Genomic DNA, 23,909 nt, shown 5'->3' with positions numbered 1-23,909 from the left:
TGAGGGCGGGGGCTTCGTCGTGGAGTCAGCCGAGCGAGTCGATGATCTCGTTGAACGTGGCCGACGGGCGCATCACGGCCTCGACGAGCTCGGCGTCGGGACGGTAGTACCCGCCGATCTCGGCCGGTGAGCCCTGTACGGCACCCAGCTCGGCGACGATCTTCTCCTCGTTCGACGCGAGCGCCTCGGCCACGGGGGCGAAGGCGGCGGCGAGCTCGGGATCGGCCTGCTGCGCGGCGAGCTCCTGCGCCCAGTAGAGCGTCAGGTAGAAGTGGCTGCCGCGGTTGTCGATGGTCCCGAGCGCGCGGCCGGGCGACTTGTCGTTCTCGAGGAACGTGCCGGTCGCGGCATCCAAGGTGTCTGCCAGCACCTGCGCGCGCACGTTCTCCGTCGTGGTCGCCAGGTGCTCGAGCGACGCCGCGAGGGCGAAGAACTCGCCCAGCGAGTCCCACCGCAGGTAGTTCTCCTCGAGCAGCTGCTGCACGTGCTTGGGGGCCGAGCCGCCCGCACCCGTCTCGAAGAGCCCGCCACCCGCGAGCAGCGGCACGATCGAGAGCATCTTGGCGCTGGTGCCGACCTCGAGGATCGGGAACAGGTCGGTGAGGTAGTCGCGCAGCACGTTGCCGGTGACCGAGATGGTGTCCTCGCCCTTGCGCAGCCGGTCCAGCGAATACTGGGTGGCCGCGGAGGGCGCCAGGATCTCGATCGTGAGCCCGTCGGTGTCGAGCTCGCCGAGGTAGGTCTTCACCTTGCCGATGAGCGCCGCGTCGTGCGAGCGGTTCTCGTCGAGCCAGAACACCGCGGGTGCGCCGGTCGCGCGGGCGCGGCCGACGGCGAGCTTTACCCAGTCGCGCACCGCGACGTCCTTCGTCTGCGTCGCGCGCCAGATGTCCCCCGGCTGGACGCTGTGCTCGAGGAGCACGCGGCCCGAGCCGTCGAGCACCTGCACGGTGCCGGTCCCGGAGATCTCGAACGTCTTGTCGTGGCTGCCGTACTCCTCGGCCGCCTGGGCCATGAGCCCGACGTTCGGGACGGTGCCGATCGTCGCGGGGTCGAGCGGACCGTGCGCGATCACGTCGTCGATCACGGTCTGGTACACGCCGGCGTAGGAGGAGTCCGGGATGACCGCGAGCGTGTCTTCTTCGGCGCCGTCCGCACCCCACAGCTTGCCGCCGTTGCGGATCAGAGCGGGCATCGACGCGTCCACGATCACGTCGGACGGGACGTGGAGGTTCGTGATCCCCTTGTCGGAGTTCACGTAGGACAGCCGCGGGCCGCGCTCCAGGTCGGCGCGGATCGCCGCGGCGATCTCGTCGCCTCCCTCGACCGAGGGGAGCCCGGCGAGGATCGCGCCCAGACCGTCGTTGGCGGTGAGACCGGCCTCGGCGATCTTGTCGCCGTAGCGGTCGAACACGTCGGCGAAGTACGCCTTCACGACGTGACCGAAGATGATCGGGTCGCTGACCTTCATCATCGTCGCCTTGAGGTGCACCGAGTAGAGGAGGTCGTCGGCCGCGGCATCCTTCAGCGTGTCGGCGAGGAACGAGTCCAGCGCGGCGGCCGACAGGAACGTGGCGTCGACGATCTCGCCCGGCAGCACCTTGATGCCCGACTTCAGCGGAGTGACGGTGCCGTCCGCCGCGACGTGCTGGATCGACAGGACGTCGTCGGACTCGATGACGGTCGTCTTCTCGTTGGACTTGAAGTCGTCGTGACCGAGCGTGGCGACACGGGTCCGGGACCCCTCGGCGAAGGGCTTGTTGCGGTGCGGGTGCTTGCGCGCGTAGTTCTTGACCGACAGGGGCGCCCGGCGGTCGCTGTTGCCCTCGCGGAGCACGGGGTTGACCGCCGAGCCCTTGATGCGGTCGTACCGGGCGCGGACGTCCTTCTCTTCGAGCGTCTGCGGTTCGTCCGGGTAGTCGGGGATGTCGTAGCCCGCAGCCTGGAGCTCGGCGATCGCCGCCTTGAGCTGCGGGATGGACGCCGAGATGTTCGGCAGCTTGATGATGTTGGCCTCGGGCAGCGTCGCGAGCCCGCCGAGCTCGGCGAGCGCGTCGCCCACCTGCTGCTCCGGCGTCAGACGCTGCGGAAACGCCGCCAGCACTCGCCCCGCGAGCGAGATGTCGCGGGTCTCGACGTCGACTCCGGCCTGGCCGGTGACGGCCTTCACGATGGGCAGGAAGGACGCGGTCGCGAGTGCCGGTGCCTCGTCGGTGTAGGTGTAGATGATGGTCGAGTCGGTCACCGGTTTCGTCTTTCTTTCGGGGATCTCCCCAGCGTATCGCAACGGGAAAATATCTCGACATCGAGATATCTGACCGGATGAACTCCCTGTAACGGAGCCGATCCGATCGTGCCCGGAGCGCACTTCCGGGCTAGCCTGGGCGTATGGGTGAACTGCGCCTCGTCGAACTCTCGGCCTCCACCATCGTGGCGGTCAACAACCTGTCGCTGAAGCCGGGGCAGGAGCAGTTCCTCGCTCCCGTCAGCTACGGCATCGCGGCCACGGTCGTCAACCCTCAGACCACGTGGCAGCGGGTGGTGCTCGACGGAGACGAGGTCGTCGCGTTCGTCAGCGCGAACTTCGACGGCGAGGCACCCGTCGAGCACTTCCAGTCCGTCCTGTGGCGCATCAACGTGGATGCCGACGACCAGGGCCGCGGCGTCGGGCGATTCGCCGTCGAGCAGCTGCTCGAAGAGGCCCGCAATCGCGGCTTCGACCGCGTGGACGTCATCTACGAAGCCGGTGAGGGGGGCCCCGAGGCCTTCTTCCAGCGCGTGGGCTTCACGCCCGTCGGAGAGACCGAGTACGGCGAGGTCATCGCAGAGATCCGTCTCTGAGCGACAGCGCGTGTCCGTCGAAGCTCCCGCCCGCATCCTCGCCGTCGACGCGGGGCAGACGGGGATCAAGGCACGGCTGACCGGCGGCGGCATGCCCGCCGAACGCCTCTTCCCCGGCATCCTCACGCACCAGCCGCTCTTCCCGCAGCTCGCGCGGGTCGTGCGCGAGGTCCTCGACGCCGCCGGCGCCGGCCCCGGCGTGACGGTGACGGCCGGCGTGTCGGGACTGACGGATGCCGAAGCGGATGCCGCGGCCCTCCTCGCGGTGATCGCCGACCCTCGCGCGCGGAGCGTGCGCCTCGCCCACGACTCGACGACGTCCTTCCTCGGGGCGATCGGCACCGGAGTCGGCGCCGTCGTCGCCGCCGGCACGGGCGTCGTGACGCTCGCGGTCGGCCCGACCCGCGTCGCGCGCGTCGACGGGTGGGGCTACATCATGGGCGACGCCGGAAGCGGCTACTGGATCGGCCGCGAGGCGCTCGACGCGGTCATGCGGGCGTACGACGGCCGGGGTCCGCGCACGGCGCTGCGCAGCGCGGTCGAGGCCCGCTGGCCCGAGCTCCCCCAGGCCTACATCGCGCTGCAGTCGGCCGACGACCGGGTGAGCATCGTCGCCTCCTTCGCGGCCGAGGTCGCACGACTGGCCGACGCCGGCGACGCCGTGGCACAGAGCATCAGCGAGCGGGCCGGGAGCGAACTGGCGCACAGCGTGATCACCGCGCTCGTCCGCGTGGACGCCGGGGTCGGAGAGCCCGCGGCAGTGTGCGCGATCGGCGGGGTGCTCCGGTCGGGTCACGTGCGCCACGCCTTCGAGACGCGCGTGACCGCCGGTCACGCGGAGGTGCACCTCGCCGAACCGCGCGGCACCGGACTCGACGGCGCGGTCGCCCTCGCGGACCTGCCGGCGCAGCATCCGCTCTCCGCGCACGTGTCGACCGCGACCGCCTGACGAACCTCGGGCAGAGGACGACGGATGCCCCGGCCCCCGCGCGAGCGGAGACCGGGGCATCCTCGGGTCAGACGAGCGACTCGCGCCAGGCCGCGTGCAGCTTGGCGAAGCGACCGTCGCCGCCGATGAGCTCCTCGGGCGCGTCGTCCTCGATGATGCGGCCGTGCTCCATGACGAGGACGCGGTCGGCGATCGCCACCGTCGACAGGCGGTGGGCGATGATGATCGCCGTCCGGTCGGCCAGCAGCGTCTGCAGGGCGTCCTGGATCTGCCGCTCGGACGGGATGTCGAGCGAGGCCGTCGCCTCGTCGAGGATCAGCACGGCCGGGTCGGCGAGGAAGGCCCGTGCGAACGAGATCAGCTGGCGCTGACCCGCCGACACGCGGCCGCCGCGCTTGTTGACGTCGGTGGCGTAGCCGTCCGGGAGACGCTCGATGAAGGCATCCGCCCCCACCGCCCGCGCCGCGGCGCGGATCTCGTCCATCGTGGCGTCGGGCTTGCCGAGCGCGATGTTGTCGGCCACCGTCCCGCTGAAGAGGTAAGCCTCCTGGGTGACCATGACGATGGCGCGGCGGAGGTCCTTCGGGTGCAGCGAGCGCAGGTCCACCCCGTCGAGCGTCACCCGACCCGCGGTGGGGTCGTAGAAGCGCGAGACGAGCTTGGCGAGCGTCGACTTGCCGGCTCCGGTCGTGCCCACGAGCGCGATGGTCTGCCCCGCCGGGATGTCCAGCGAGAAGTCCGGCAGGATCACCCGGTCGTTCGAGTACCCGAAGAGCACGTCCTCGAAGCGCACGTGCCCGCGGGCGCTCCACAGGTCGACGGGCTTGACCGGGTCGGGAACCGTGGGCTCCTCCTCCAGCACGCCCGACACCTTCTCGAGCGCCGCCGTCGCGGACTGGTACGAGTTCAGGAAGAACGCGACCTCCTGCAGCGGCGAGAAGAAGTTCCGCACGTAGAGGACCGCCGAGAGCAGGAAGCCGATCTCCAGCGCACCGTCCACGACCCGGATGCCGCCCCACGCGATCACCACGGCGAGGGTGAAGGATGCCACGGCCATGAGTCCCGGCTCGAACGTGCCGAACAGGCGGATCGAGCGCATGTTGACGTCGCGGTACTCCAGCGCGCGCGCGCCGAACTCCTCGTCGTTGCGCCGCTCCTTGCGGAACGCCTTGACCGCGCGGATGCCCGTCATCGTCTCGACGAACTTGACGATGACCTGCGCGCTGATCACGCGCGACTCGCGGTACACGAGCTGCGACCGGGTGTAGAACCAGCGCATCAGGAGGAACAGCGGGATCCCCATGACGGTGAGGATCAGGCCCGACTGCCAGTCCACGAGGAACAGCGCGACGAGCGTGAACGCGCCGTACAGGATGCCCGACACGAGCTCGTTGAGCCCGCCGTCGAGGAGCTCGCGGATGGTGTCGAGGTCGCTGGTCTGCCGCGAGATGATGCGGCCCGACGTGTAGGACTCGTGGAACTCCAGGCTCAGCCGCTGGGTGTGGAGGAAGATCCGCTTGCGCAGGTCGAGCATGATCGCCTGCGTCAGTCGGGCCGCCACGACGACGTACCAGCCGATGAGGGCGGCACCCCCCATCGCGGTCACGAGATACACGGCGACGACGAGGATCGTCGGCATCCAGTCCATCTGCTCCACGGCGGCGGGCAGCGCGTTGTTGATCCCGATGCCGATCAGCCACGGGCCCGCGACGCGCAGCGCCGTCGAGATGACGAGCACGACGCCCGCGAGGATGAGCTGGCCGCGGACGGGCGTGATGAGCGAACCGAGCAGGCGCAGCGAGCGCTTGCGGATCGCCTTGCTCTCGGCGCGCGTGTAGTCGGAGCGGTCTTCGCCGCTCGTGCCGGTGACGGTCGTGGTGCTCACAGGTTCACCTCCCAGTCCTGGTCCTGTGCTCTGGCCCGCAAGCGGGCCTCTTCGACCTCGAGGCTCGAGATCACGTGACGGTAGTGCTCGCTCTCGCGCAGCAGCTCGGAGTGCGTTCCGACCGCGGTGATGCGACCGGCCTCGAGCAGCGCGACGCGGTCGGCGAGCATGACGGTGGACGGGCGGTGGGCGACCACGAGCGCCGTGGTGTCGTGGAGCACCTCCCGCAGAGCGTCCTCGACGAGCGCCTCGGTGTCGACGTCCAGCGCGGACAGCGGGTCGTCGAGCACGAGCACGGCCGGCCGTGCGGCCACCGCCCGCGCGAGCGCGAGTCGCTGACGCTGACCGCCCGAGAGCGACAGCCCCTCCTCGCCGATGATCGTGTCGACGCCGTCGGGCAGATCGTCCACGAAGGCGGCCTGTGCGACCTGCAGCGCCTCGCGCATCACGCGCTCGGCCTCGGGGCTCCCGGGCTCGAGATCCTCGCGCCCGAGCAGGACGTTGTCACGGACGGACTGCGAGAAGAGCGTCGCGTCCTCGAAGGCCATGCCGACGTGGGTGCGGAGCTCGTCGAGCGTGAGGTCGCGCACGTCGACGCCGTCCACCGTCACGCGGCCGCCCGTCACGTCGTACAGCCGCGCGGGCAGCGTCGTGAGGGTCGTCTTCCCCGAGCCGGTGAGTCCGACGAGGGCCATCGTCTCGCCCGGTCGCAGCGTCAGGTCGATGCCGTCGAGCAGGTCGCGCTCGTGAGCCGCGGCATCCTGATACCGGAAGTGCACGTCCTCGAAGACGAGCGCACCGCGCGGCCGGTCGATCGACCTCGGACTCTCGGGATCGACGATCGTGTTCTGCTCGTCGAAGACCTCGAAGATGCGGTCCGTGGCGGTGCGGGCGTCGAGCGTGAACGAGAAGAGGAAGCCGATGGACTCCATCGGCCAGCGCAGCACGGTCGCCATCGCGAAGAACGCGATGAGCTCGGCCGTCTGCAGCTGCCCGAGGGTGGCCAGGTAGATGCCGGCGCCGAGGCACAGCGCGAACGCGATGTCGGGAAGCAGCACGAGCCAGAACCAGATCCAGCCGACCGCGCGGGCCTTGCGCAGCTCGGTCTCGCGCAGCGTCTCGGCCTGCGCCGCGAACTTGCGGAGGGCATGGGTGCCGCGGCCGAACGCCTTGAGCACGCGGATGCCGTGCACGCTCTCCTCGACGGACGTCGCGAGGTCGCCCGCCTGATCCTGGCTCAGCCGGGCGAGCGACCCGTAGGTCTTCTCGAACCGGTAGCCGGCGTACCACAGCGGGGCGGACGTGATGAGGAACAGCGTTCCGAGCAGCCAGTGCCACCGGAACAGCAGCGCCGTTCCGACGAGGATGGTCAGCACGTTCACGACCAGGAGCACGATGCCGAACGCCATCCAGCGACGGAGCATCGAGATGTCCTGCATCATGCGGCTGAGCAGCTGGCCCGACTGCCACTTGTCGTGGAACGACACCGGCAGGCGCTGGAGCCGGGAGTAGAACGTCTGGCGGATCTCGTACTCGACCCTGGTCGCGGGGCCCAGGACGAACCACCGGCGCAGCCACACCATGAGCGCCTCGGCGAGTCCGAGGCCGAGCACGATCGCCGAGCCCCACGCGATCTGGCCGAGGTCGCCGGAGGCGATCGGTCCCGAGACGATCGCCTCGAGCACCAGCGGGATCGACAGCGCGAGGAGGCTCGCGACGAGCGCGCTGAGTGCGCCCATCGCCAGGCGGGGAAGCACCGGCTTCGCGAACGGCAGGAGCCGGGCGAGAGCCTTCGGCGTGGACAGGTGCGCGCGCGGCGGCGGCGAGGACTGCGGTGGAGCGGCGGTGGTGGTCATGATCCTTGTGGGGAGGGTGGAGCGGAAGACCCGGGTTCGGGTCTGCGAAATGCGCGTGGCGCGGCGGAGCCCCCGGTGAGGGGAACGCTCCGAAGGGCGGCGGTATGCCGGAGTCGGCGGAGGCCGGGACGGACGGGTGAGCGACTACCCCTGAATGCGAGGGCGCTCCCACCCGGCGACGCGGAGGACGAGGGCGGTCTTCGCTGCGATAGCGGCCTGGGACATGTCATCCTCCTGGGGTGTGAGCGGACGGGACCGTCGGCGCCGAGACGACGCGACAGCCCTCCAGCGTATACCTGAGTGTTCGCTGAAGGCAACGCGCACTTTGCGCTCGGGGAGGCGGCTCACACGAGCGCGGGCACCCCGGCCTCGCGCTCGAGGAGCGCCCGCTTGACGGGCAGCCCCCACGCGAAGCCGCCGAGCGCGCCCCCTGTGCGCAGAACGCGATGGCACGGCACGAAGAGCGCCGGGGCGTTGCGGGCGCAGATGGCCGCCGCGGCACGCACCGCCGTCGGCGACCCCAGGGCGGCCGCGAACTCCGCGTAGGTCAGCGGGTGCCCGGGTGCGATGCCGCGAAGGGCCTCCCATCCGGCGCGCTGCATCGGGGTCCCGTGCTGCGATACCGCGACGGCGTCGATGGCGGAGAGATCACCGTCGTAGTAGGCGCGGGCGGCGGCTGCGGCATCCGTCTCCCCCTCGCGCAGCGCTGTCGGCCGGTCCGCGGCGCGCAGCCGGCCCACGATGCGGTCGGCGTCGTCGGTCCACCCCGAGGCCAGCACGCGCTGCTCGCCGTCGACGAGGATCGTGAAGGCGCCGTCGGGGGTGTCGATCGTCTGGATCGTCGCGATGGTCATGGGGTCTCCTCGTTCTCGTGAAGGAATGCCGCGCGCCGGCGACGATCGGGACCGGGCGGGACGGCCGCCCACAGGTGGGCCGTGAGGTAGCTGCGCCACGGTGCGCTGCCCGACGCCCACTCGGTGAGCGCGCGAGGCTCGGACGGGATTCCCGCCGCTGCGGCACCGGAGCGCACGGCGACGTCGCCCGGCAGGAAGACGTCGGGGTCGCCGAGCACGCGCATGCGCACGTAGTCGGCGGTCCACGGCCCGATGCCGGGCATCGCCAGCAGGGCGGCGCGCTGCTCGGCGGCGTCGTCTCCGCTCGTGAGCGTGAGCGAGCCGTCGGCCAGCGCGGCGGCGGCTCCGACGATGGAGCGGATGCGCGCGGCGGGGCCGCGCAGCACCTCGGCGCCGCGCTCCGCGATCGCCGCCATCGAGGGGAAGAGCCGCGTCGTGCCGGCGATCTCGTCGACCGGCTCGCCGAGCTCTCGCGTGAGGGCCGACAGTGCCGTGCGCGCGGCGGCGACGGTGATCTGCTGGCCCACCATCGCACGGATGAGCATCTCGTGGGGATCGGCGGCGCCGGGGACCCGGATGCCGGGCAGCCCGGCGACGAGGGGCGCGAGCTCGGGCCTGTGGGCCAGCGCGTGGTCGATCGCGAGCGGATCGGCGTCGAGGTCGAACAGGCGCCGCGCGCGGGTGACGAGGGTCGAGAGGTCGGCGAGCCGGCTCAGCCGGGCGCGGAGCCGCAGACGGCCCGCGTCGTCGAGGCGCAGCTCGAGCCACGCCGGACCGCCCGCGAGGCGCAGCGTCCGCGCGAAGGAGTCGGCGCCGGCGAGCTCCGCGCCCTCGACGGCGCGCGCGGCCATCCACGCGAACAGGCCGGCGGCGTCGATCGGCCCGCGGAACGGGAGGACGAGATCGATCGCGCCCGGCAGAGCCGCCGCCCGGTGGTCGTGCGGAACCGCGCGCCGCCGCGCGCGCAGCTCGAGCGGGGTCAGGCCGAAGACCTCGCGCACGGTGTCGTTGAACTGCCGCACGCTGGCGAATCCCGACGAGAAGGCGACGTCCGCCGCAGGCAGGTCGGTGCCCACGAGCAGCATGCGGGCGGTTTGGGCGCGGTGCGCGCGGCTCAGCGCGAGCGGTCCGGCGCCGAGCTCGGCCGTCAGCAGGCGCGTCAGGTGCCGCGGCGAGTAGCCGAGCCGCCGGGCGAGCCCGGGAACGCCTTCGCGGTCGACGACGCCGTCGGCGATGAGCCGCATCGCGCGCCCCGCAGCGTCGCCGCGGAGGTTCCACTGCGGCGAGCCCGGTGCCGCCTCGGGCAGGCATCGCTTGCACGCCCGGTAGCCGGCCTCGTGTGCGGCCGCGCTGGTCGGATAGAACGTCACGTTCGACGGCTTCGGCGTGCGGGCGGGACAGCTGGGCCGGCAGTAGATGCCCGTCGAGCGCACCGCGGTGACGAACTGGCCGTCGAAGCGCGTGTCGCGCGAGTCGATCGCGCGGTAGCGCTCATCGAACGTCATGGCCAGGCTCATGCCCCTAGCCTGACACGCTCCCCCGACACCCGCTCGCGGAAATCGGACACGGCGGTGGCGGCATCCGGACCGCGCTGCTCAGTGGAAGAAGTGGCGCTCCCCGGTGAAGAACATCGTGACGCCCGCCGCCTGCGCCGCGGCGATGACCTCGTCGTCCCGCACGGATCCGCCCGGCTGGATGATCGCGCGGATGCCGGCGTCGATGAGCACCTGCGGCCCGTCGGCGAAGGGGAAGAAGGCATCGGATGCCGCGACCGACCCGGCTGCGCGGTCACCGGCGCGTTCGACCGCCAGTCGGCACGAGTCGACGCGGTTGACCTGGCCCATGCCGATCCCGACGGTCGCCGACCCCTTCGCGAGCACGATCGCGTTGGACTTCACGGCACGGCAGGCCTTCCACGCGAAGATCAGGTTCGTCATGTCGTCGTCGGCCGGACGCTCGCCCGACACGAGCTCCCAGTCCTTCGCGACGGAGTCGATGTCGTCGGGGAACCGGTCGGCGTCCTGCAGGAGCAGACCGCCCGACACCAGGCGCACATCCATGCGCTCCTGGCGCCAGTCGGCCGGAAGCTGGAGCAGCCGGAGGTTCTTCTTGGCCTTGAAGACCTCGAGCGCCTCGGGCTCGAAGGAGGGCGCGACGATGACCTCGGTGAAGATGTCCTTGAGGTTCTCGGCCATCTTGAGCGTCACGGTGCCGTTCGCCGCGATCACGCCGCCGTACGCCGAGACGGGGTCGCACTCGTGCGCGCGCAGGTGGGCGCTCGCGATCGGGTCGAGGGCGTTCGGCGCGGTAACGGCGATGCCGCACGGATTGGCGTGCTTGATGATCGCCACCGCGGGCTTGACCATGTCGAACGCGGCGCGCAGCGCGGCATCGGCGTCGACGTAGTTGTTGTACGACATCTCCTTGCCCTGCAGCTGCGTCGCCTGGGCGATCCCGTGCCCGCCGACGCGGGTGTAGATCGCGGCGCGCTGGTGGGCGTTCTCGCCGTAGCGGAGCGTGGCCAGGCGCTCGGCCTTGATCGTGAGGTGCTGCGGCAGGTCGGCTCCTCCGAGTGTCTCCTCGGCGAACCACGTCGCGACGGCGCGGTCGTACTCGCACGTGTGGGCGAAGGCACGCGCCGCGAGATCCCGGCGCTGCTGGAGGGTCGTGCCGCCGTCTTGGACTGCCTGGATGATCGCGGGGTACGACTCGGGCGAGACGACGATCGCGACGTTGGCGAAGTTCTTCGCGGAGGCGCGCACCATCGCGGGACCGCCGATGTCGATCTGCTCGACCACGGCATCGCCCTGAGCGCCCGAGCGCACGGTCTCGACGAACGGGTACAGGTTCACCACGACCAGCTCGAACGGCTCGATCCCCAGCTCGGCCAGCTGCTGCAGGTGGTCCTCGAGCCGGAGATCGGCGAGGAGTCCCGCATGCACGCCCGGGTGGAGCGTCTTCACACGCCCGCCGAGCGACTCGGGGAACCCGGTGACCGACGCGACATCCGTCACCGCGTGACCGGCCTCGCGGATCGTCGTCGCGGTCGACCCGGTCGAGACGATCTCGACGCCCGCGGCCGCGAGTGCGTCGGCGAGCCTCAGCAGGTCGGTCTTGTCACTCACCGACACCAGGGCGCGGCGCACCGGGATGACGTCGCGGTGGGAGTACAGGGCGGGATCGTGGCTGGGGCCGGCCATGGAGGCTCTCCTCGGGGGGTCGGGTCAGGAAGCGGTCGGACTCGGGACGTCGCCGCCGGCGGCGCTCGATCCGGCGCGCGCCGATACGGCGGTCAGGTCGAGCTCGCCGTCCGCGATGCGGCGGACGACGTCGATGAGCAGGCGGCGCTCGACGGGCTTGATGCGGTCGTGGAGGGAGTGCTCGTCGTCGCCGGGAAGCACGGGGATCCGCTCCTGGGCGAGGATCGGCCCCGAGTCGACCCCGTTGTCGACGATGATCACGCTCGCTCCGGTCCGCTCGACGCCGGCGGCGAGCGCATCGCGCACGCCGTGCGCTCCCGGGAACTCGGGCAAGTAGGCCGGATGGGTGTTGATGATGCGGGGCGACCACGCGTCGACGAGCGGCGCGGGAAGCAGGCGCATCAGGCCGCTCAGCACGACGAGATCGGGCTGCCAGACGGCGAGCTGCCGGCCGAGCTCCTCACCCCACTCCTCGCGCGAGGAGAAGCGCTCCCACGGGACCATGAAGGACGGGATGCCGAACTCCTCGGCGTGCACGAACCCCTCGGCCTCGCGGTCGGCGCCGACGACGACGACGTCGGCGGGATAGGCGGGATCGGCAGCGGCGTCGAGCAGCGCGCGCAGATTGGACCCGGTGCCCGAGATGAGGACGGCGACCGTGAGCACCCGGTCAGTCTACCGGCGCGTCCGGACCGGATTTCCTCGGGCCGAGGTCGAGCGTGGGGCTGAGGTCCGGGTCGAACGCGGCAGGTCCGGCCGCGGCATCCCGGTCGTCCGCCGGATCTCGGTCGTCCGCGGGATCTCGGTCGTCCGCGGGCCGGGTCTCGACCGCGAGCCCCGTCTGGCCCGTCGGCGCGGCGTCGGCCGAGGCATCCCTCTCGCGGCTGCGCGGCGCGAGCAGGAGGATCGCCGCCCCCACGAGGACTTCGAGCCCGACGGCGAGCGCGACCGGTCCGGGCTGCGGGCCGAGCTGCGCGAGCCTTCCCGGACCGAGCGCTCCCGACGCGGCCGCCGAGAGGAGGGCCGCCGCGGCGCCCGACGCGACGGCGATGACGGCGGCGATCGCGAGCCGGGGGCCGAGCAGCTCGTGCTCGCCGGACGCCCCCGCGTCGCCCCCGCTCGCGATCAGCCGCGAGCGCGCGACCCAGCCGGCGAACGCGCCGAGCCCGACCGGCACGAGGGCGAGCAGCAGCAGCCACGGCGACGTCGAGTCGGGGAGGATGCCGAGCACCGGGATTCCCGGAACGACACCCGTCTGCGTGCCCGACGGCGACACGACGCCGCCCTCGCCCACCACGAAGCCCGGTCCGGCCGCGAACGCGATCCCCCACACCACCAGCGTCGGGAGATAGGCGAGCTGGCCGAGGGCGATCACGGCTGCGCCGAGCGCGTCGGCGTTCGCCGCCTGGAAGAGCGCGAGGATCTCGCCACCGCGCAGCACGACCGCGGTCGCCGTGACCAGAGCCCCCAGCCCGACGAGGCCGACCACCACCACGGCCGCTCCCCGAGCGCCGAGCGCGAGGACCGACCCCCACGCGGGATGAGCCTCGACGCGATCGCGGAGGGCGGCGACCGGCCCGGCGCCGGCCTCGCTCCATTCGGTCACGATCGCGCCCGCCACGCACGGCACCGCGAACAGCAGGGCGGGCACGACGATCGCCTGCCACGGCTCGGCGCCGGCCACCGGATTCCGCGCACTGAGCGCCACGAGGGCCGCGAGGGCGGTGAAGACGGCGATCCCCACGCCGGCGCCGGTGGCCCAGGCATCCGCCCGCGACGCGCGGACCCCCGAGCGGGCCGCGAAGATGACCGTGAACGCGGCGAACGCGAGCGGAGAGAGCGAGAGGGCGAAGGATGCCGCGTCCGGGTCGATCCCGGCGGCGGCGAGGTAGTCGGCCGGCAGCGTGATCGACAGCGGCACGAGATTGCCGAACTGCCAGACGGTCGCCGACGCCGGCCACAGGGCCGCCCAGTCCGCGGTCGCGCCGAGTCCGAAGACCCAGACCAGCGTGAGGGGCGCGAGGGTCGCGGCGATGCCGACGGCCACCGCGATGGCGGCGTCGACGGCGGCGAGAAGGGCGACGGTGAGGCGATGCATGCGCTCTCGACCCTACCCACGGCCGCGCCGCGGTCACCGTCGCGACCCGGCCGGTCGCGGCATCCCGAGCCGAAGCGGGAACCGTCGCCGCGCACGACTACTCTCGGTCGCGGAGGTCATTCATGAGCACAGCACCGACGCCCGCCGCCGACACGGCCGAAACCCCCGAACCGCGCGGCGGACTGGACCGGTTCTTCGAGATCACCCGGCGCGGTTCCACCGTCGGCAGCGAAGTGCGAGGCGGTGTCGTCACGTTCGTGACGATGGCCTACATCGTCATCCTGAACCCGATCATCCTCTCGAGCGGCGTCGACGTCGACGGCAACAGCCTGGGGTTCACCCAGGTCGCCGCCGTGACGGCGCTGACCGCGGGCGTCATGACGGTGCTCTTCGGCCTCGTGACGCGCCTTCCGTTCGCCTTCGCCGCGGGCCTCGGCATCAACTCGTTCCTCGCCGTCGCGGTGGTCGGTCAGGTGACGTGGCCCGAGGCGATGGGCCTCGTCGTCATCAACGGCCTCATCATCGTGCTCCTCGCGGCGACGGGGCTGCGCCGCATGATCTTCGACGCCGTGCCCATCCAGCTCAAGCTCGCGATCACGGTCGGCATCGGGCTGTTCATCGCCTTCATCGGCTTCGTCGACGCCGGCTTCGTGACCGCGACGGGCGCGTCCTCACCCCCGGTCGGCCTCGGGGTCGACGGGTCGGTCGCGACGGTGCCGACGCTCATCTTCGTCTTCACGCTGCTGCTCACCGGCATCCTCGTCGCCCGCAAGGTCAAGGGCGGCATCCTCATCGGGCTGGTGACGGGCACGGTCGTCGCGGTCGTCGTCGAGGCCATCTGGAACATCGGCCCGAAGTTCGACGGCGACCAGGTCAACCCCGGCGGCTGGGGCCTCTCGGTGCCCGAGCTTCCCGCCTCGCTCGTGAGCATCCCCGACCTGTCGCTCATCGGCCAGGTCTCGCTCGGCTCGTTCGAGCGGATCGGCGTGCTCGCGGCCCTGATGCTCGTGTTCACGCTCGTCTTCACCAACTTCTTCGACGCGATGGGCACGATGACCGGTCTCTCGAAGGAGGCCGGACTCGCCGACGAGAAGGGGGACTTCCCCCGCATCAAGTCGGCGCTCATCGTCGAGGGCGTCGGCGCGGTCGCGGGCGGCTATGCCTCGGCATCCTCCAACACCGTCTTCATCGAGTCGGGCGCGGGGATCGGCGAGGGCGCGCGCACCGGCCTCGCGAACGTGGTGACGGGCGCGCTGTTCCTCATCGCCATGTTCTTCACGCCGCTCGTGTCCATCGTGCCGAGCGAGGTCGCGGCATCCGCCCTGGTCATCGTGGGCGCTCTCATGATGGCGCAGATCAAGTTCATCGACTTCAGCGACTTCTCGGTGCTGCTGCCGGTGTTCCTGGCGATCACCGTGATGCCGCTGACGTACTCGATCGCGAACGGCATCGGCGCGGGCTTCATCGCGTGGGTCGTGGTGCGCTCGCTGTCGGGCAAGGCCCGCGAGATCAGCCCGCTGCTGTGGATCGTCGCCGCCGGGTTCGTGCTGTACTTCGCCCGCGGACCGTTCGAGGCGCTGGTCGGCGGCTGAGTCGCCCCCGGTCCGGGGCGCCCGGGCGTCAGCCCTCGACGGGCTCGAGGAGGAAGATCGCGATCTGACGATCGGTCTTGGCCTGGTAGGCGTCGTAGTCGGGCCACACCTCGACGGCTCGGGCCCACCACTCGGTGCGCTCGTCGCCCGAGAGCTCGCGTGCGAGGTAGTCGCGCTTGTCCGCCCCGTCCTGCAACTCGACGTGCGGGTTCTTGCGGATGTTCCAGTACCAGTTCGGCGGGTCGGGGTGCCCGCCCTTCGACGCCACGGCGAGGTAGCGCCCGTCGTGCTCGACGCGCATGAGTGCGGTCTTGCGGAGTCCTCCGCTCTTCGCTCCGACCGAGGTCAGGACGATGATCGGCACTCCGCGGAGGGTGTTGGCCTTCTGGCCGTTCGAGGCTTCGTAGGCCTCCGCCTGCTTGCGGGCCCAATCGGACGTGGACGGCTTGTACTCTCCGGTCAGCGGCATTCCCTCACCCTAACCCGCGCTCGACCCCCGGGCGCTCGCGCCGGATTCGCAGAATCGCGCCGGATTCGCAGCGGATGCCCCGAATCCTGCGAATCTCGAGGGATCCTGCGAATCTCGCAGCTCAACGGGGCCCCGAGTCGCGGGGAGGAATGCGGGAGGCCCCGCCGAAGCGGGGCCTCCCGACGGTGCTGCTGCGGTCAGAGCCCGGCGATGATGCCGCGCATGAGCTCGGCGGTCTCGCTCGGCGTCTTGCCGACCTTGACGCCGGCGGCCTCGAGGGCCTCCTTCTTGGCCTGGGCGGTGCCGGCGGAGCCCGACACGATCGCGCCGGCGTGACCCATGGTCTTGCCCTCGGGCGCGGTGAAGCCGGCGACGTAGCCGACGACGGGCTTGGTGACGTTGGCCCTGATGAAGTCGGCCGCGCGCTCCTCGGCGTCGCCGCCGATCTCGCCGATCATGACGATCGCCTTGGTCTCGGGGTCGGCCTCGAAGGCGGCGAGCGCGTCGATGTGCGTGGTGCCGATGATCGGGTCGCCGCCGATGCCGATGGCCGTCGAGAATCCGATCTCTCGGAGCTCGTACATCATCTGGTACGTCAGGGTGCCGGACTTCGACACGAGGCCGATCGGGCCCTTCCCGGCGATGTTGGCCGGCGTGATGCCGACGAGCGACTCACCGGGCGTGATGATGCCGGGGCAGTTCGGTCCGATGATGCGGGTCTTGTCGCCCTTGGCCTGCGCGTAGGCCCACGCCTCGGCGGTGTCGCCGACGGGCACGCCCTCGGTGATCACGACGAGCAGCGGGATCTCGGCGTCGATGGCCTCGACCATCGCGCTCTTCGTGAAGGCCGGGGGCACGAACGCGATCGAGACGTCCGCGCCGGTCGCGGCGATGGCCTCTTCGACCGTCGCGAACACGGGCAGCTCGACCGGGTTGCCGTCTTTGTCGTGGTGCAGCACGGTCGTGCCGGCCTTGCGGGCGTTGACGCCGCCGACGACCTGCGTGCCGGCCTTCAGCATGAGCGCGGTGTGCTTGGTGCCCTCGCCGCCGGTGATGCCCTGGACGATGACCTTGGAGTCCTTATTGAGGAAGATCGACATTTCAGTTGGTCCTTTTCCGGATGCTTCGGCTCAGGCGTTCGCGAGCTCGGCGGCCTTGTCGGCGCCTTCGTCCATGGTCTCGGCGAGTGTCACCAGCGGGTGACCGGCGTCACGGAGGATCGCACGGCCCTCCTCGACCTTGTTGCCGTCGAGGCGGACGACGAGCGGCTTCGAGGCGCTCGACCCCAGCTCGGCCAGCGCGCCGACGATGCCCTTCGCGACCGCGTCGCACGCGGTGATCCCGCCGAAGACGTTGACGAAGACCGACTTGACCTGCGGGTCGCCGAGGATCACGTCGAGGCCCGCGGCCATGACCTCGGCCGATGCGCCGCCGCCGATGTCAAGGAAGTTGGCCGGCTTGACGCCGCCGTGCTTCTCACCGGCGTAGGCCACCACGTCGAGCGTCGACATCACGAGGCCCGCGCCGTTGCCGATGACTCCGACCTCGCCGTCGAGCTTGACGTAGTTGAGGTCGTTCTCCTTGGCCTTCGCCTCGAGCGGGTCGGCGGCCGACTTGTCTTCGAGCAGCGCGTGCCCGGCGTGACGGAAGTCGGCGTTCTCGTCGAGCGAGACCTTGCCGTCGAGGGCGATGACCTCGCCCTCCTCGGTGAGCACGAGGGGATTGACCTCGACGAGCGTGGCATCCTCGCCCTTGTAGACCTCGTAGAGCGTGACGAACACGTCGCTCACCTTGTCGACGAGCGCGGCATCGAAGCCCGCGGCCTCGGCGATCTCGACGGCCTTCTGCTTGTCGATCCCGGTGAGCGGGTTCACGTCGATGCGGGCGAGGGCCTCGGGACGCTCGACGGCGAGCTCCTCGATCTCCATGCCGCCCTCGACGGAGCACAGCGACAGGTAGGAGCGGTTCGCCCGGTCGAGCAGCACCGAGAAGTAGTACTCCTTGTCGATGCGCGCGCCCTGCGCGACCATGACGCGCTTGACGACGTGGCCCTTGATGTCGAGGCCGAGGATGGCCTGGGCCGCCTCGAACGCCTCGTCGGGGGTCTTCGCGACCTTCACGCCGCCGGCCTTGCCGCGACCGCCGGTCTTGACCTGCGCCTTGACGACGACGACCCCGCCGATCTTCTCGGCCGCTGCACGCACCTCCTCCGGCGTGTCCGCGACGATGCCGGCGAGAACCGGCACCCCGTACTTCTCGAAAAGGTCACGTGCCTGGTACTCGTACAGATCCACAGTGCATTCCTTCGCAGGGGGCGAATGGGGTGGGATGACGCGAAAAGCGTCTCGACGTCGAGATATCGACCAGTCCCCCAGCCTACTACCGCCCGCTGGGCGCTTCGGACGCCGCCTCCGGGGAGGCGCCGTGGGCAGAGGCATCCTCGATCTCCTCGCCCGGCACGCGCGGCAGTCGCGCGAGGTCCCGCAGCGCGGGTCCTTCGATGCGGCGTCCGTCGGCGGTGAACCGCGACGCGTGCAGCGGGCAGTCCCACGTGAGCTCGGCGTCGTTCCACTGCAGCACTCCGCCGAGGTGGGTGCAGACCGCGCTCACGGCGCACGTGCGGCCGCCAATGGTCGCGATGCCCACGGGATGCCCCGCGCGGCTGGCGACGACGCCCTCCCCCTCGGCCGGACGCTGCACCGGCGTCGGCGCAGCCTGGGCGCCGAGCCATCCCGACGCCGCCTCCCATCCGACGCGGAGGTTCTCGACGCCGCCGCGCGCGAGGTCGGCGGGCACGGTGAAGCGGGTCGAGATGACGTTCATCCAGTCGGGGCGCTCGCGCCGGGGAACCCGGGTGATCTCCGCGGTGAGCCGCAGAGCCGCGGCCGGCGCGTTCGACAGGCCCCACTTCCCGTAGCCCGTCCCGAACCGGATGCGTCCCAGGCCCCTCGGCATCGCCCCCACGAAGGGGATGAGGTCGTGGGACTCGTAGTCCTGCGCAGACCACGAGGCGACCGGCTCGGCACCCGGGAAGCGACGTCGCGTCCACGACACCAGGGCGTCGACCCTCTCCTGCGGCGAGGATGCCCGTCCGACCGGGAAGCCGTTGCCCCCCACGATCAGCTGGGCGTGCGCGGCGGGGCCGTCCTGCGGGGTGACCGCGCGCACCGACTTCGTCTCGCCGTCGACGGCCAGGTACATGCCCTCCGGCAGCGGGCCGTCGGTCGCGAATGCGACGCACGACGAGCGCAGCCCCCGCACCTTGGCGAAGTAGAGCCCCCGGTCGGCGATGGGCGTCGCCGTGGCGAGCACGACGTGGGCGGCCGGCGCGAACCCGGCGTCCGTCTCCACGCCCGCGCGCGGCACCGCGTGGACCCGCGTGACACGCACGCCGGTGTGCAGCACGCCTCCCTCGCGGACGAACGCCTGCGCCAGGGCGACGAGGATGCGCTGCGGGTCGATCGCGACCTGCCGGTCGAGTGCGACGGCGTCGACGATCTCGAACGGCGACTGCGCGAGCAGATCGGGTTCGACGCGCCGCACGTCCAGACCCGCCTCGACCGCCGCGCGCAGCTCGGCGTCGACCGTCGAGACCCCCTGCGGCGTCTGCGCGTAGGAGTACGCCGCGCGGTGCGAGTACGGTACGCCGAGCTCGTCGGCGATGCCGGTGAGCCATCCCGCACCGTCGGTGTTGGCCCCGACGTACGCGCGCACGAGGTGCGCGGGGTGGTGACGGCGCAGCGTCGACAACACGGACCCCTGGAGGAGGCTCAGCTTTCCCGTGTTCGCGCCGGACGCGAGCGCCCCGACCTCGCCGGCCTCGACGACGGCGACGTCCAGGCCCTCGCGGACGAGCATGAGCGCCGTCGACAGGCCGGTCAGACCGGCGCCGACGACGACCACGTCGCGCCGCCTCCCCGGTTCGAACGGCGTGCCGCTCACCGTCTCGGCATCCAGCTTCCAGATCGGGTTCATCGCTCCAGCAAACCCCTGTCGCCGCGTTGCGGGAAGATGCTTGACAGCCCCACCGCCCACGCCGTCGAGACCGACACTTCTGTGCGAGATGCACCGTGACCGGAGGTGCGGTCTCGCGCAAAAGTGTGTCGCTCGACGGGGGCCGTCGCGGGCTAGGCTCTCCAGCGAGATGTCCGACACCCACGCCGTCCCCGCGACCGCGCCGCAGGCCGCGGTGGTGGCCGCTGCGCTCGAGCTGTTCGACCAGCAGGGTTTCGACCAGACGTCGGTGGAGCAGATCGCGCACGCGGCCGGGGTTTCGCGCTCGACGTTCTTCCGTCAGTTCGGAGGCAAGGACGACGTCGTCTTCGCCGACCACGAGCTGCTGCTGGACCGCATCCGCGACTTCCTCGCGGGCGACCACGACGATCCGTGGCGGGCGGTGTGCGAGGCATCCGTCCTCGTCTACTCGCACTTCGCGGCCGACCCGGAGCTCGCGCGCCGGCGATACGCGGTCGTCCGGCAGGTCCCCGCGCTGCGCGAGCGCGAGATCGTCACGGTCTTCCGGTACGAGCGGCTGTTCGACGAGTACCTGCGCGCATCGCTGCCCGGGCTCGACCCGATCGACGCCGTCGGGTTCTCGGCCCTCGTCACGGCGATCCACAACCACGTGCTTCGCCAGTTGCTGCGCGGCCCCAAGCGCGTACCGGTCTCGGTGCTCCGGCGCGCTCTCGACGATGCGCTCCGACGCTTCGGCGTGGCGCCGACGGAGCGGGATGCCGCGGCCGACGACGTCGTCGTCGCCGTGTTCCCCCGCTCGATGCCCACCGCGGAGGTCGCGCGCCGCCTCCGCGTGCGGCTGGACGAGTAGCGTCGGCGCAAAATCACCCCCCTCGGCGGACGGACGCGGAGTACCGTCGGCCCCATGACCACGGTCGACCCATCCCCCGCTGCCCCCTGGTACACGCAAGACGTCGAAGCGGTGGCCGCCGCCGTCGGCTCCGACCTGGAGCGCGGCCTCACCGCCGCCGAGGCCGCGAAGCGCCTCTCCGAGCGCGGCCCCAACTCGATCACGGCCGAGCCCGCGCCGTCGGTGTGGCAGGTCGCCCTGCGCCAGCTGGCCGATCCGATGAACGTGATGCTCGTTGCCGTCGCCGTCATCAGCCTGCTCATCGACCAGATCAGCGTCGGCATCCTGGTGGGCGCCCTCGTCGTCCTCAACGTCGTGCTGGGCGCGAAGCAGGAGCTCAAGGCCAAGGCCTCGGTCGACGCGCTCGCCAAGATGCAGATCCCTCAAGCGAGGGTCGTGCGCGACGGGTCGCTGCTGCAGGTCGACGCCACCCAGCTCGTGCCCGGCGACCTGGTCCAGCTCGAGGCGGGCGACATCGTGCCGGCCGACGGGCGCATCGTGCGATCGGCCACGCTCGAGACGCAGGAAGCAGCACTCACCGGCGAGAGCGCGCCGATCGCGAAGGATGCCGCCCCCATCGCGGACCCCGACACCACGCTCGGCGACCGGGCGAACATGGTGTTCCAGAACACTCTGGTCACCCGCGGCACCGCGTCGATCGTCGTCACCGACACCGGCATGGGCACCCAGATGGGGCAGATCGCGTCGATGCTGTCGGCCGTCAAGCCCGCCAAATCGCCCCTGCAGCGCGAGCTCGACTCGCTCACCGGCGTGCTGGGCTGGATCGCGTGGGGTGCTGTCGCGGTGATCATCGTCACGGGGCTGCTGCGAGGGCAGGAGATCGCGTCGGTCATCCTCCTCGGGATCTCGATGGCGATCTCGGCGATCCCGACCGGCATGCCCTCGTTCGTGCAGGCGATGCTGTCGTACGGATCGCGTCAGCTGGCCGAGCACAAGGCGGTCGTGAAGAACCTCACCGACGTCGAGACGCTCGGGGCGACGAGCGCGATCAACTCCGACAAGACCGGCACGCTCACGATGAACGAGATGACGGTCGAGTCGCTGTACTTCGGAGGCGACTGGTACTCCGTCGGCGGCAGCGGGTACGAGAAGACGGGCGAGATCCGGCAGGTCGTGGGCCTCCCGGTGCCCGACTTCACTCAGCTCGCCCTGGGGCTCACGCTGTGCAGCGACGCGACGGTGTCGGACGACGGCGCGGTGATCGGCGATCCGACCGAGGCGGCGCTGGTCGTGCTCGCCGCGAAGATGGGCGCCGACGCCGAGCTGACGCGCGCCAAGTTCCCGAGGGCGGCCGAGGTGCCCTTCGATTCCGCCTACAAGTTCATGGCGACGTTCCACGAGGTCCCCGCGGACGGGGCGACGCGCCTCGTCGCGCTCGTCAAGGGCGGACCGGATGTCGTGCTCGACCGGTGCTCCCACGTGTACACCGCAGACGGCCCGGTGCCGATCGCGACGGCGCAGGAGGCTGTGCTCGAGGCGAACCGCTCGCTGTCGGAGCAGGGCCTCCGCGTGCTGGCCTTCGCCGTGCGGCGGTTCGAGCCGGGGACGCCGGTGCCCGCCGACCCGATGGCCGAGGTGCGCGATCTCGCTTTCGTCGGCCTCGTCGGCATCATCGATCCGCTGCGCCCGTCGTCGAAGGAGGCTGTGCGCATCGCCCAGGAGGCGGGCATCGAAGTGCGCATGATCACGGGCGATCACGCCATCACCGCGGCGGCGATCGGCGCCAAGCTCGGCCTGGGGGCGGGAGCCGCGAGCGGTGCCGAGATCCAGGCGATGAGCGACGACGAGCTCAAGGCCGCCCTGCCGCACCTGCACGTCTTCGGCCGGGTGACACCCGAGGACAAGCTGCGCCTCGCACGTCTCATGCAGGAGGACGGCGCGGTGGTCGCGATGACCGGCGATGCGGTCAACGACGCCGCCGCCCTCAAGCAGGCCGACATCGGTGTCGCGATGGGCTCGGGCAGCGATGTGACCAAGCAGGCGGGGAAGATGATCCTCGTCGACGACAACTTCGGCACGCTCGTCACGGCCGTGCGCCTGGGTCGCTCGATCTACGAGAAGATCGTGAGCTACGTCCGCTACCAGATGGCGCAGCTGTTCTCGCTGGTGCTGCTGTTCCTGGTCGCGAGCATCTTCGACATCAACGACGGCGTGCCCCTCACGCCGATCATGGTGCTCTTCCTGAACTTCTTCATCTCGATCTTCCCGGTGATCGTGATCATGCTCGATCCCGTGCCCGAAGGCATCATGCAGAAGCCTCCGCGCGACCCGAAGAAGACGATCGCCAATCGGGGCGCGGTCGTCATGTGGTTCGTCTACGGCGGGCTGATCTTCCTCACGTCTCTCGTCCCACTCCTTCTCTACCCCGAAGAGGCCAGCTCGACGGAGCCCAACGTGCCCGTCACCATGACCTTCGTCATCGCCGCGTTCGGATCGATCTTCGGCGGCCTCGTGATGCGCCGCGACCCCGAGTCGGGGCTGAGCGCACCGATCGTCGTGGCGCTGAAGTGGCTGTCGATCCCGACGCTGCTCACGGTCGCGGCGGTCGAGATCGGCTTCCTGCAGAATCTCGTCGGCACCACCTCCCTCGGGGGCGATGCGTGGCTGCAGTGCTTGGGCCTCGCGCTCGTCGTCCCGGTGTTCATCGAGATCGAGAAGTGGCTGCGCCGTCGCCGGCTCGCGCGACGCGCGGTGGCGGGCGCCTGATGCGGTCGCCACGGCGGGCGCGGGCCGCGGCCGCGGCATCCGTCCTCCTCGCGCTTGCACTGAGCGGCTGCGACGGGTCGATCACCCTGCCCACGGCGCTGCCGACCCCGACGATCGAACTGCCGACCGCCCTCCCGACCCCCACGATCGAACTGCCCATCGCCGAACCGACGACCGAGCCGACCGCGACCCCGCGCCCGACCCGCACCCCGCGGCCGACGCCCACGCCCACACCCGAGCCGACCGTCCTTCCGACTCCCGAGCCGACGGTGGTACCGACGCCTGCTCCGACGACCTCCCCCGCACCGACACCCACCCCGACGGCCACCCCCACCCCGAGTCCGACCGCGACGGAGAGCCCGTCCGCGACCGCGACGCCGACGTCGGAGGCGGTGCCCGAGCAGGTGACGATCGGTTCCACGATGGCGTGGCTCATCCCGCTGGCGCTGCTGGCCGTCGGGGTCGGGATCGGGATCTACTTCCTCGTCCGACGGCGGAGGCAGCCCGCACCCTGATCGCGCCTGCACGCTTCGATGACACTCAGTCCTACGTCGGGCGACATCGAGTGCCACTA

Annotated in this window: 18 protein-coding genes; 6 read left to right on the top strand and 12 right to left on the bottom strand. The window is 71.2% G+C overall.

Annotated elements, in window-relative coordinates:
• Positions 1 to 25: 25 nt before the first annotated feature.
• The gene (locus tag ACFQ0P_RS09935) at positions 26 to 2,245 is read right to left on the bottom strand and encodes an NADP-dependent isocitrate dehydrogenase (protein ID WP_204978535.1); all 2,220 of its coding nucleotides are present in this window, start codon (positions 2,243 to 2,245) and stop codon (positions 26 to 28) included.
• A gap of 143 nt (positions 2,246 to 2,388) precedes the next feature.
• Between ACFQ0P_RS09935 and ACFQ0P_RS09930 the strand changes: the two genes are divergently transcribed.
• Both ACFQ0P_RS09930 and ACFQ0P_RS09925 read left to right on the top strand, forming a co-directional pair.
• Positions 2,389 to 2,841, top strand: a complete 453-nt coding sequence (locus ACFQ0P_RS09930) for a GNAT family N-acetyltransferase (protein WP_204978534.1) — start codon at positions 2,389 to 2,391, stop codon at positions 2,839 to 2,841.
• A 10-nt stretch (positions 2,842 to 2,851) separates the two neighbouring features.
• Positions 2,852 to 3,790: an N-acetylglucosamine kinase gene (locus ACFQ0P_RS09925; RefSeq protein ID WP_378772069.1), complete on the top strand. Its 939-nt coding sequence runs from the start codon at positions 2,852 to 2,854 to the stop codon at positions 3,788 to 3,790.
• A 67-nt stretch (positions 3,791 to 3,857) separates the two neighbouring features.
• Here ACFQ0P_RS09925 and ACFQ0P_RS09920 read toward each other — a convergent pair whose 3' ends face one another.
• The 7 genes from ACFQ0P_RS09920 to ACFQ0P_RS09890 all read right to left on the bottom strand — a co-directional run bounded on the left by ACFQ0P_RS09920 (position 3,858) and on the right by ACFQ0P_RS09890 (position 13,683).
• Positions 3,858 to 5,675 carry an ABC transporter ATP-binding protein gene (locus ACFQ0P_RS09920; protein WP_204978533.1) on the bottom strand — a complete coding sequence of 606 codons (1,818 nt, stop codon included), beginning with the start codon at positions 5,673 to 5,675 and terminating at the stop codon, positions 3,858 to 3,860.
• Positions 5,672 to 7,531, bottom strand: a complete 1,860-nt coding sequence (locus ACFQ0P_RS09915; protein WP_204978532.1) for an ABC transporter ATP-binding protein — start codon at positions 7,529 to 7,531, stop codon at positions 5,672 to 5,674. The genes ACFQ0P_RS09920 and ACFQ0P_RS09915 overlap by 4 nt, the downstream gene beginning before the upstream one ends.
• A gap of 344 nt (positions 7,532 to 7,875) precedes the next feature.
• Entirely contained in the window at positions 7,876 to 8,385 is a 510-nt protein-coding gene (locus tag ACFQ0P_RS09910; protein ID WP_204978531.1) for a methylated-DNA--[protein]-cysteine S-methyltransferase, read from the bottom strand.
• Entirely contained in the window at positions 8,382 to 9,902 is a 1,521-nt protein-coding gene (locus tag ACFQ0P_RS09905; RefSeq protein ID WP_204978530.1) for an AlkA N-terminal domain-containing protein, read from the bottom strand. The genes ACFQ0P_RS09910 and ACFQ0P_RS09905 overlap by 4 nt, the downstream gene beginning before the upstream one ends.
• A 78-nt stretch (positions 9,903 to 9,980) precedes the next feature.
• Positions 9,981 to 11,585 (bottom strand): bifunctional phosphoribosylaminoimidazolecarboxamide formyltransferase/IMP cyclohydrolase, encoded by a 1,605-nt coding sequence (gene purH / locus ACFQ0P_RS09900; RefSeq protein ID WP_204978529.1) that lies wholly within the window; start codon positions 11,583 to 11,585, stop codon positions 9,981 to 9,983.
• Between the two features lie 24 nt (positions 11,586 to 11,609).
• A complete protein-coding gene (gene purN, locus ACFQ0P_RS09895) occupies positions 11,610 to 12,251 on the bottom strand; it encodes a phosphoribosylglycinamide formyltransferase (RefSeq protein WP_204978528.1) in 642 nt (213 codons plus the stop codon).
• A gap of 4 nt (positions 12,252 to 12,255) precedes the next feature.
• Complete coding sequence (locus ACFQ0P_RS09890; protein ID WP_204978527.1) at positions 12,256 to 13,683, bottom strand: cell division protein PerM; 1,428 nt, start codon at positions 13,681 to 13,683, stop codon at positions 12,256 to 12,258.
• A 122-nt stretch (positions 13,684 to 13,805) separates the two neighbouring features.
• On the opposite strand from ACFQ0P_RS09890, the gene ACFQ0P_RS09885 reads away from it, so the two are divergent.
• Positions 13,806 to 15,275, top strand: coding sequence for an NCS2 family permease (locus tag ACFQ0P_RS09885; protein ID WP_204978526.1), 1,470 nt, complete (start codon positions 13,806 to 13,808; stop codon positions 15,273 to 15,275).
• Between the two features lie 28 nt (positions 15,276 to 15,303).
• On the opposite strand, the gene ACFQ0P_RS09880 is transcribed toward ACFQ0P_RS09885, so the two are convergent.
• The 4 genes from ACFQ0P_RS09880 to ACFQ0P_RS09865 all read right to left on the bottom strand — a co-directional run bounded on the left by ACFQ0P_RS09880 (position 15,304) and on the right by ACFQ0P_RS09865 (position 19,719).
• Positions 15,304 to 15,744 carry a nitroreductase family deazaflavin-dependent oxidoreductase gene (locus ACFQ0P_RS09880; RefSeq protein WP_204978525.1) on the bottom strand — a complete coding sequence of 147 codons (441 nt, stop codon included), beginning with the start codon at positions 15,742 to 15,744 and terminating at the stop codon, positions 15,304 to 15,306.
• 197 nt (positions 15,745 to 15,941) lie between these two features.
• Positions 15,942 to 16,844, bottom strand: a complete 903-nt coding sequence (gene sucD, locus ACFQ0P_RS09875; protein WP_204978524.1) for a succinate--CoA ligase subunit alpha — start codon at positions 16,842 to 16,844, stop codon at positions 15,942 to 15,944.
• Positions 16,845 to 16,874: 30 nt separating this feature from the next.
• Positions 16,875 to 18,038, bottom strand: coding sequence for an ADP-forming succinate--CoA ligase subunit beta (sucC, locus tag ACFQ0P_RS09870; protein WP_204978523.1), 1,164 nt, complete (start codon positions 18,036 to 18,038; stop codon positions 16,875 to 16,877).
• A gap of 85 nt (positions 18,039 to 18,123) precedes the next feature.
• Positions 18,124 to 19,719, bottom strand: coding sequence for an FAD-dependent oxidoreductase (locus ACFQ0P_RS09865; RefSeq protein ID WP_204978522.1), 1,596 nt, complete (start codon positions 19,717 to 19,719; stop codon positions 18,124 to 18,126).
• Positions 19,720 to 19,888: 169 nt separating this feature from the next.
• Between ACFQ0P_RS09865 and ACFQ0P_RS09860 the strand changes: the two genes are divergently transcribed.
• The 3 genes from ACFQ0P_RS09860 to ACFQ0P_RS09850 are packed head-to-tail and all read left to right on the top strand — an operon-like array spanning position 19,889 to position 23,850.
• The gene (locus ACFQ0P_RS09860; protein ID WP_204978521.1) at positions 19,889 to 20,569 is read left to right on the top strand and encodes a TetR family transcriptional regulator; all 681 of its coding nucleotides are present in this window, start codon (positions 19,889 to 19,891) and stop codon (positions 20,567 to 20,569) included.
• 54 nt (positions 20,570 to 20,623) lie between these two features.
• Positions 20,624 to 23,335, top strand: a complete 2,712-nt coding sequence (locus ACFQ0P_RS09855; protein WP_204978520.1) for a cation-translocating P-type ATPase — start codon at positions 20,624 to 20,626, stop codon at positions 23,333 to 23,335.
• On the top strand, positions 23,335 to 23,850 hold the full coding sequence (locus ACFQ0P_RS09850) for a hypothetical protein (RefSeq protein ID WP_204978519.1): 516 nt from the start codon (positions 23,335 to 23,337) through the stop codon (positions 23,848 to 23,850). Before ACFQ0P_RS09855 ends, ACFQ0P_RS09850 begins: the two co-directional genes overlap by 1 nt.
• Positions 23,851 to 23,909 lie beyond the last annotated feature (59 nt).

It is taken from the genome of Microbacterium insulae (assembly GCF_042677065.1).
GTDB classification, from domain to species: Bacteria; Actinomycetota; Actinomycetes; order Actinomycetales; family Microbacteriaceae; genus Microbacterium; species Microbacterium insulae.
Note: the sequence above shows the minus strand (reverse complement) of the source record. Positions and strands in the feature narration are given on the sequence as shown.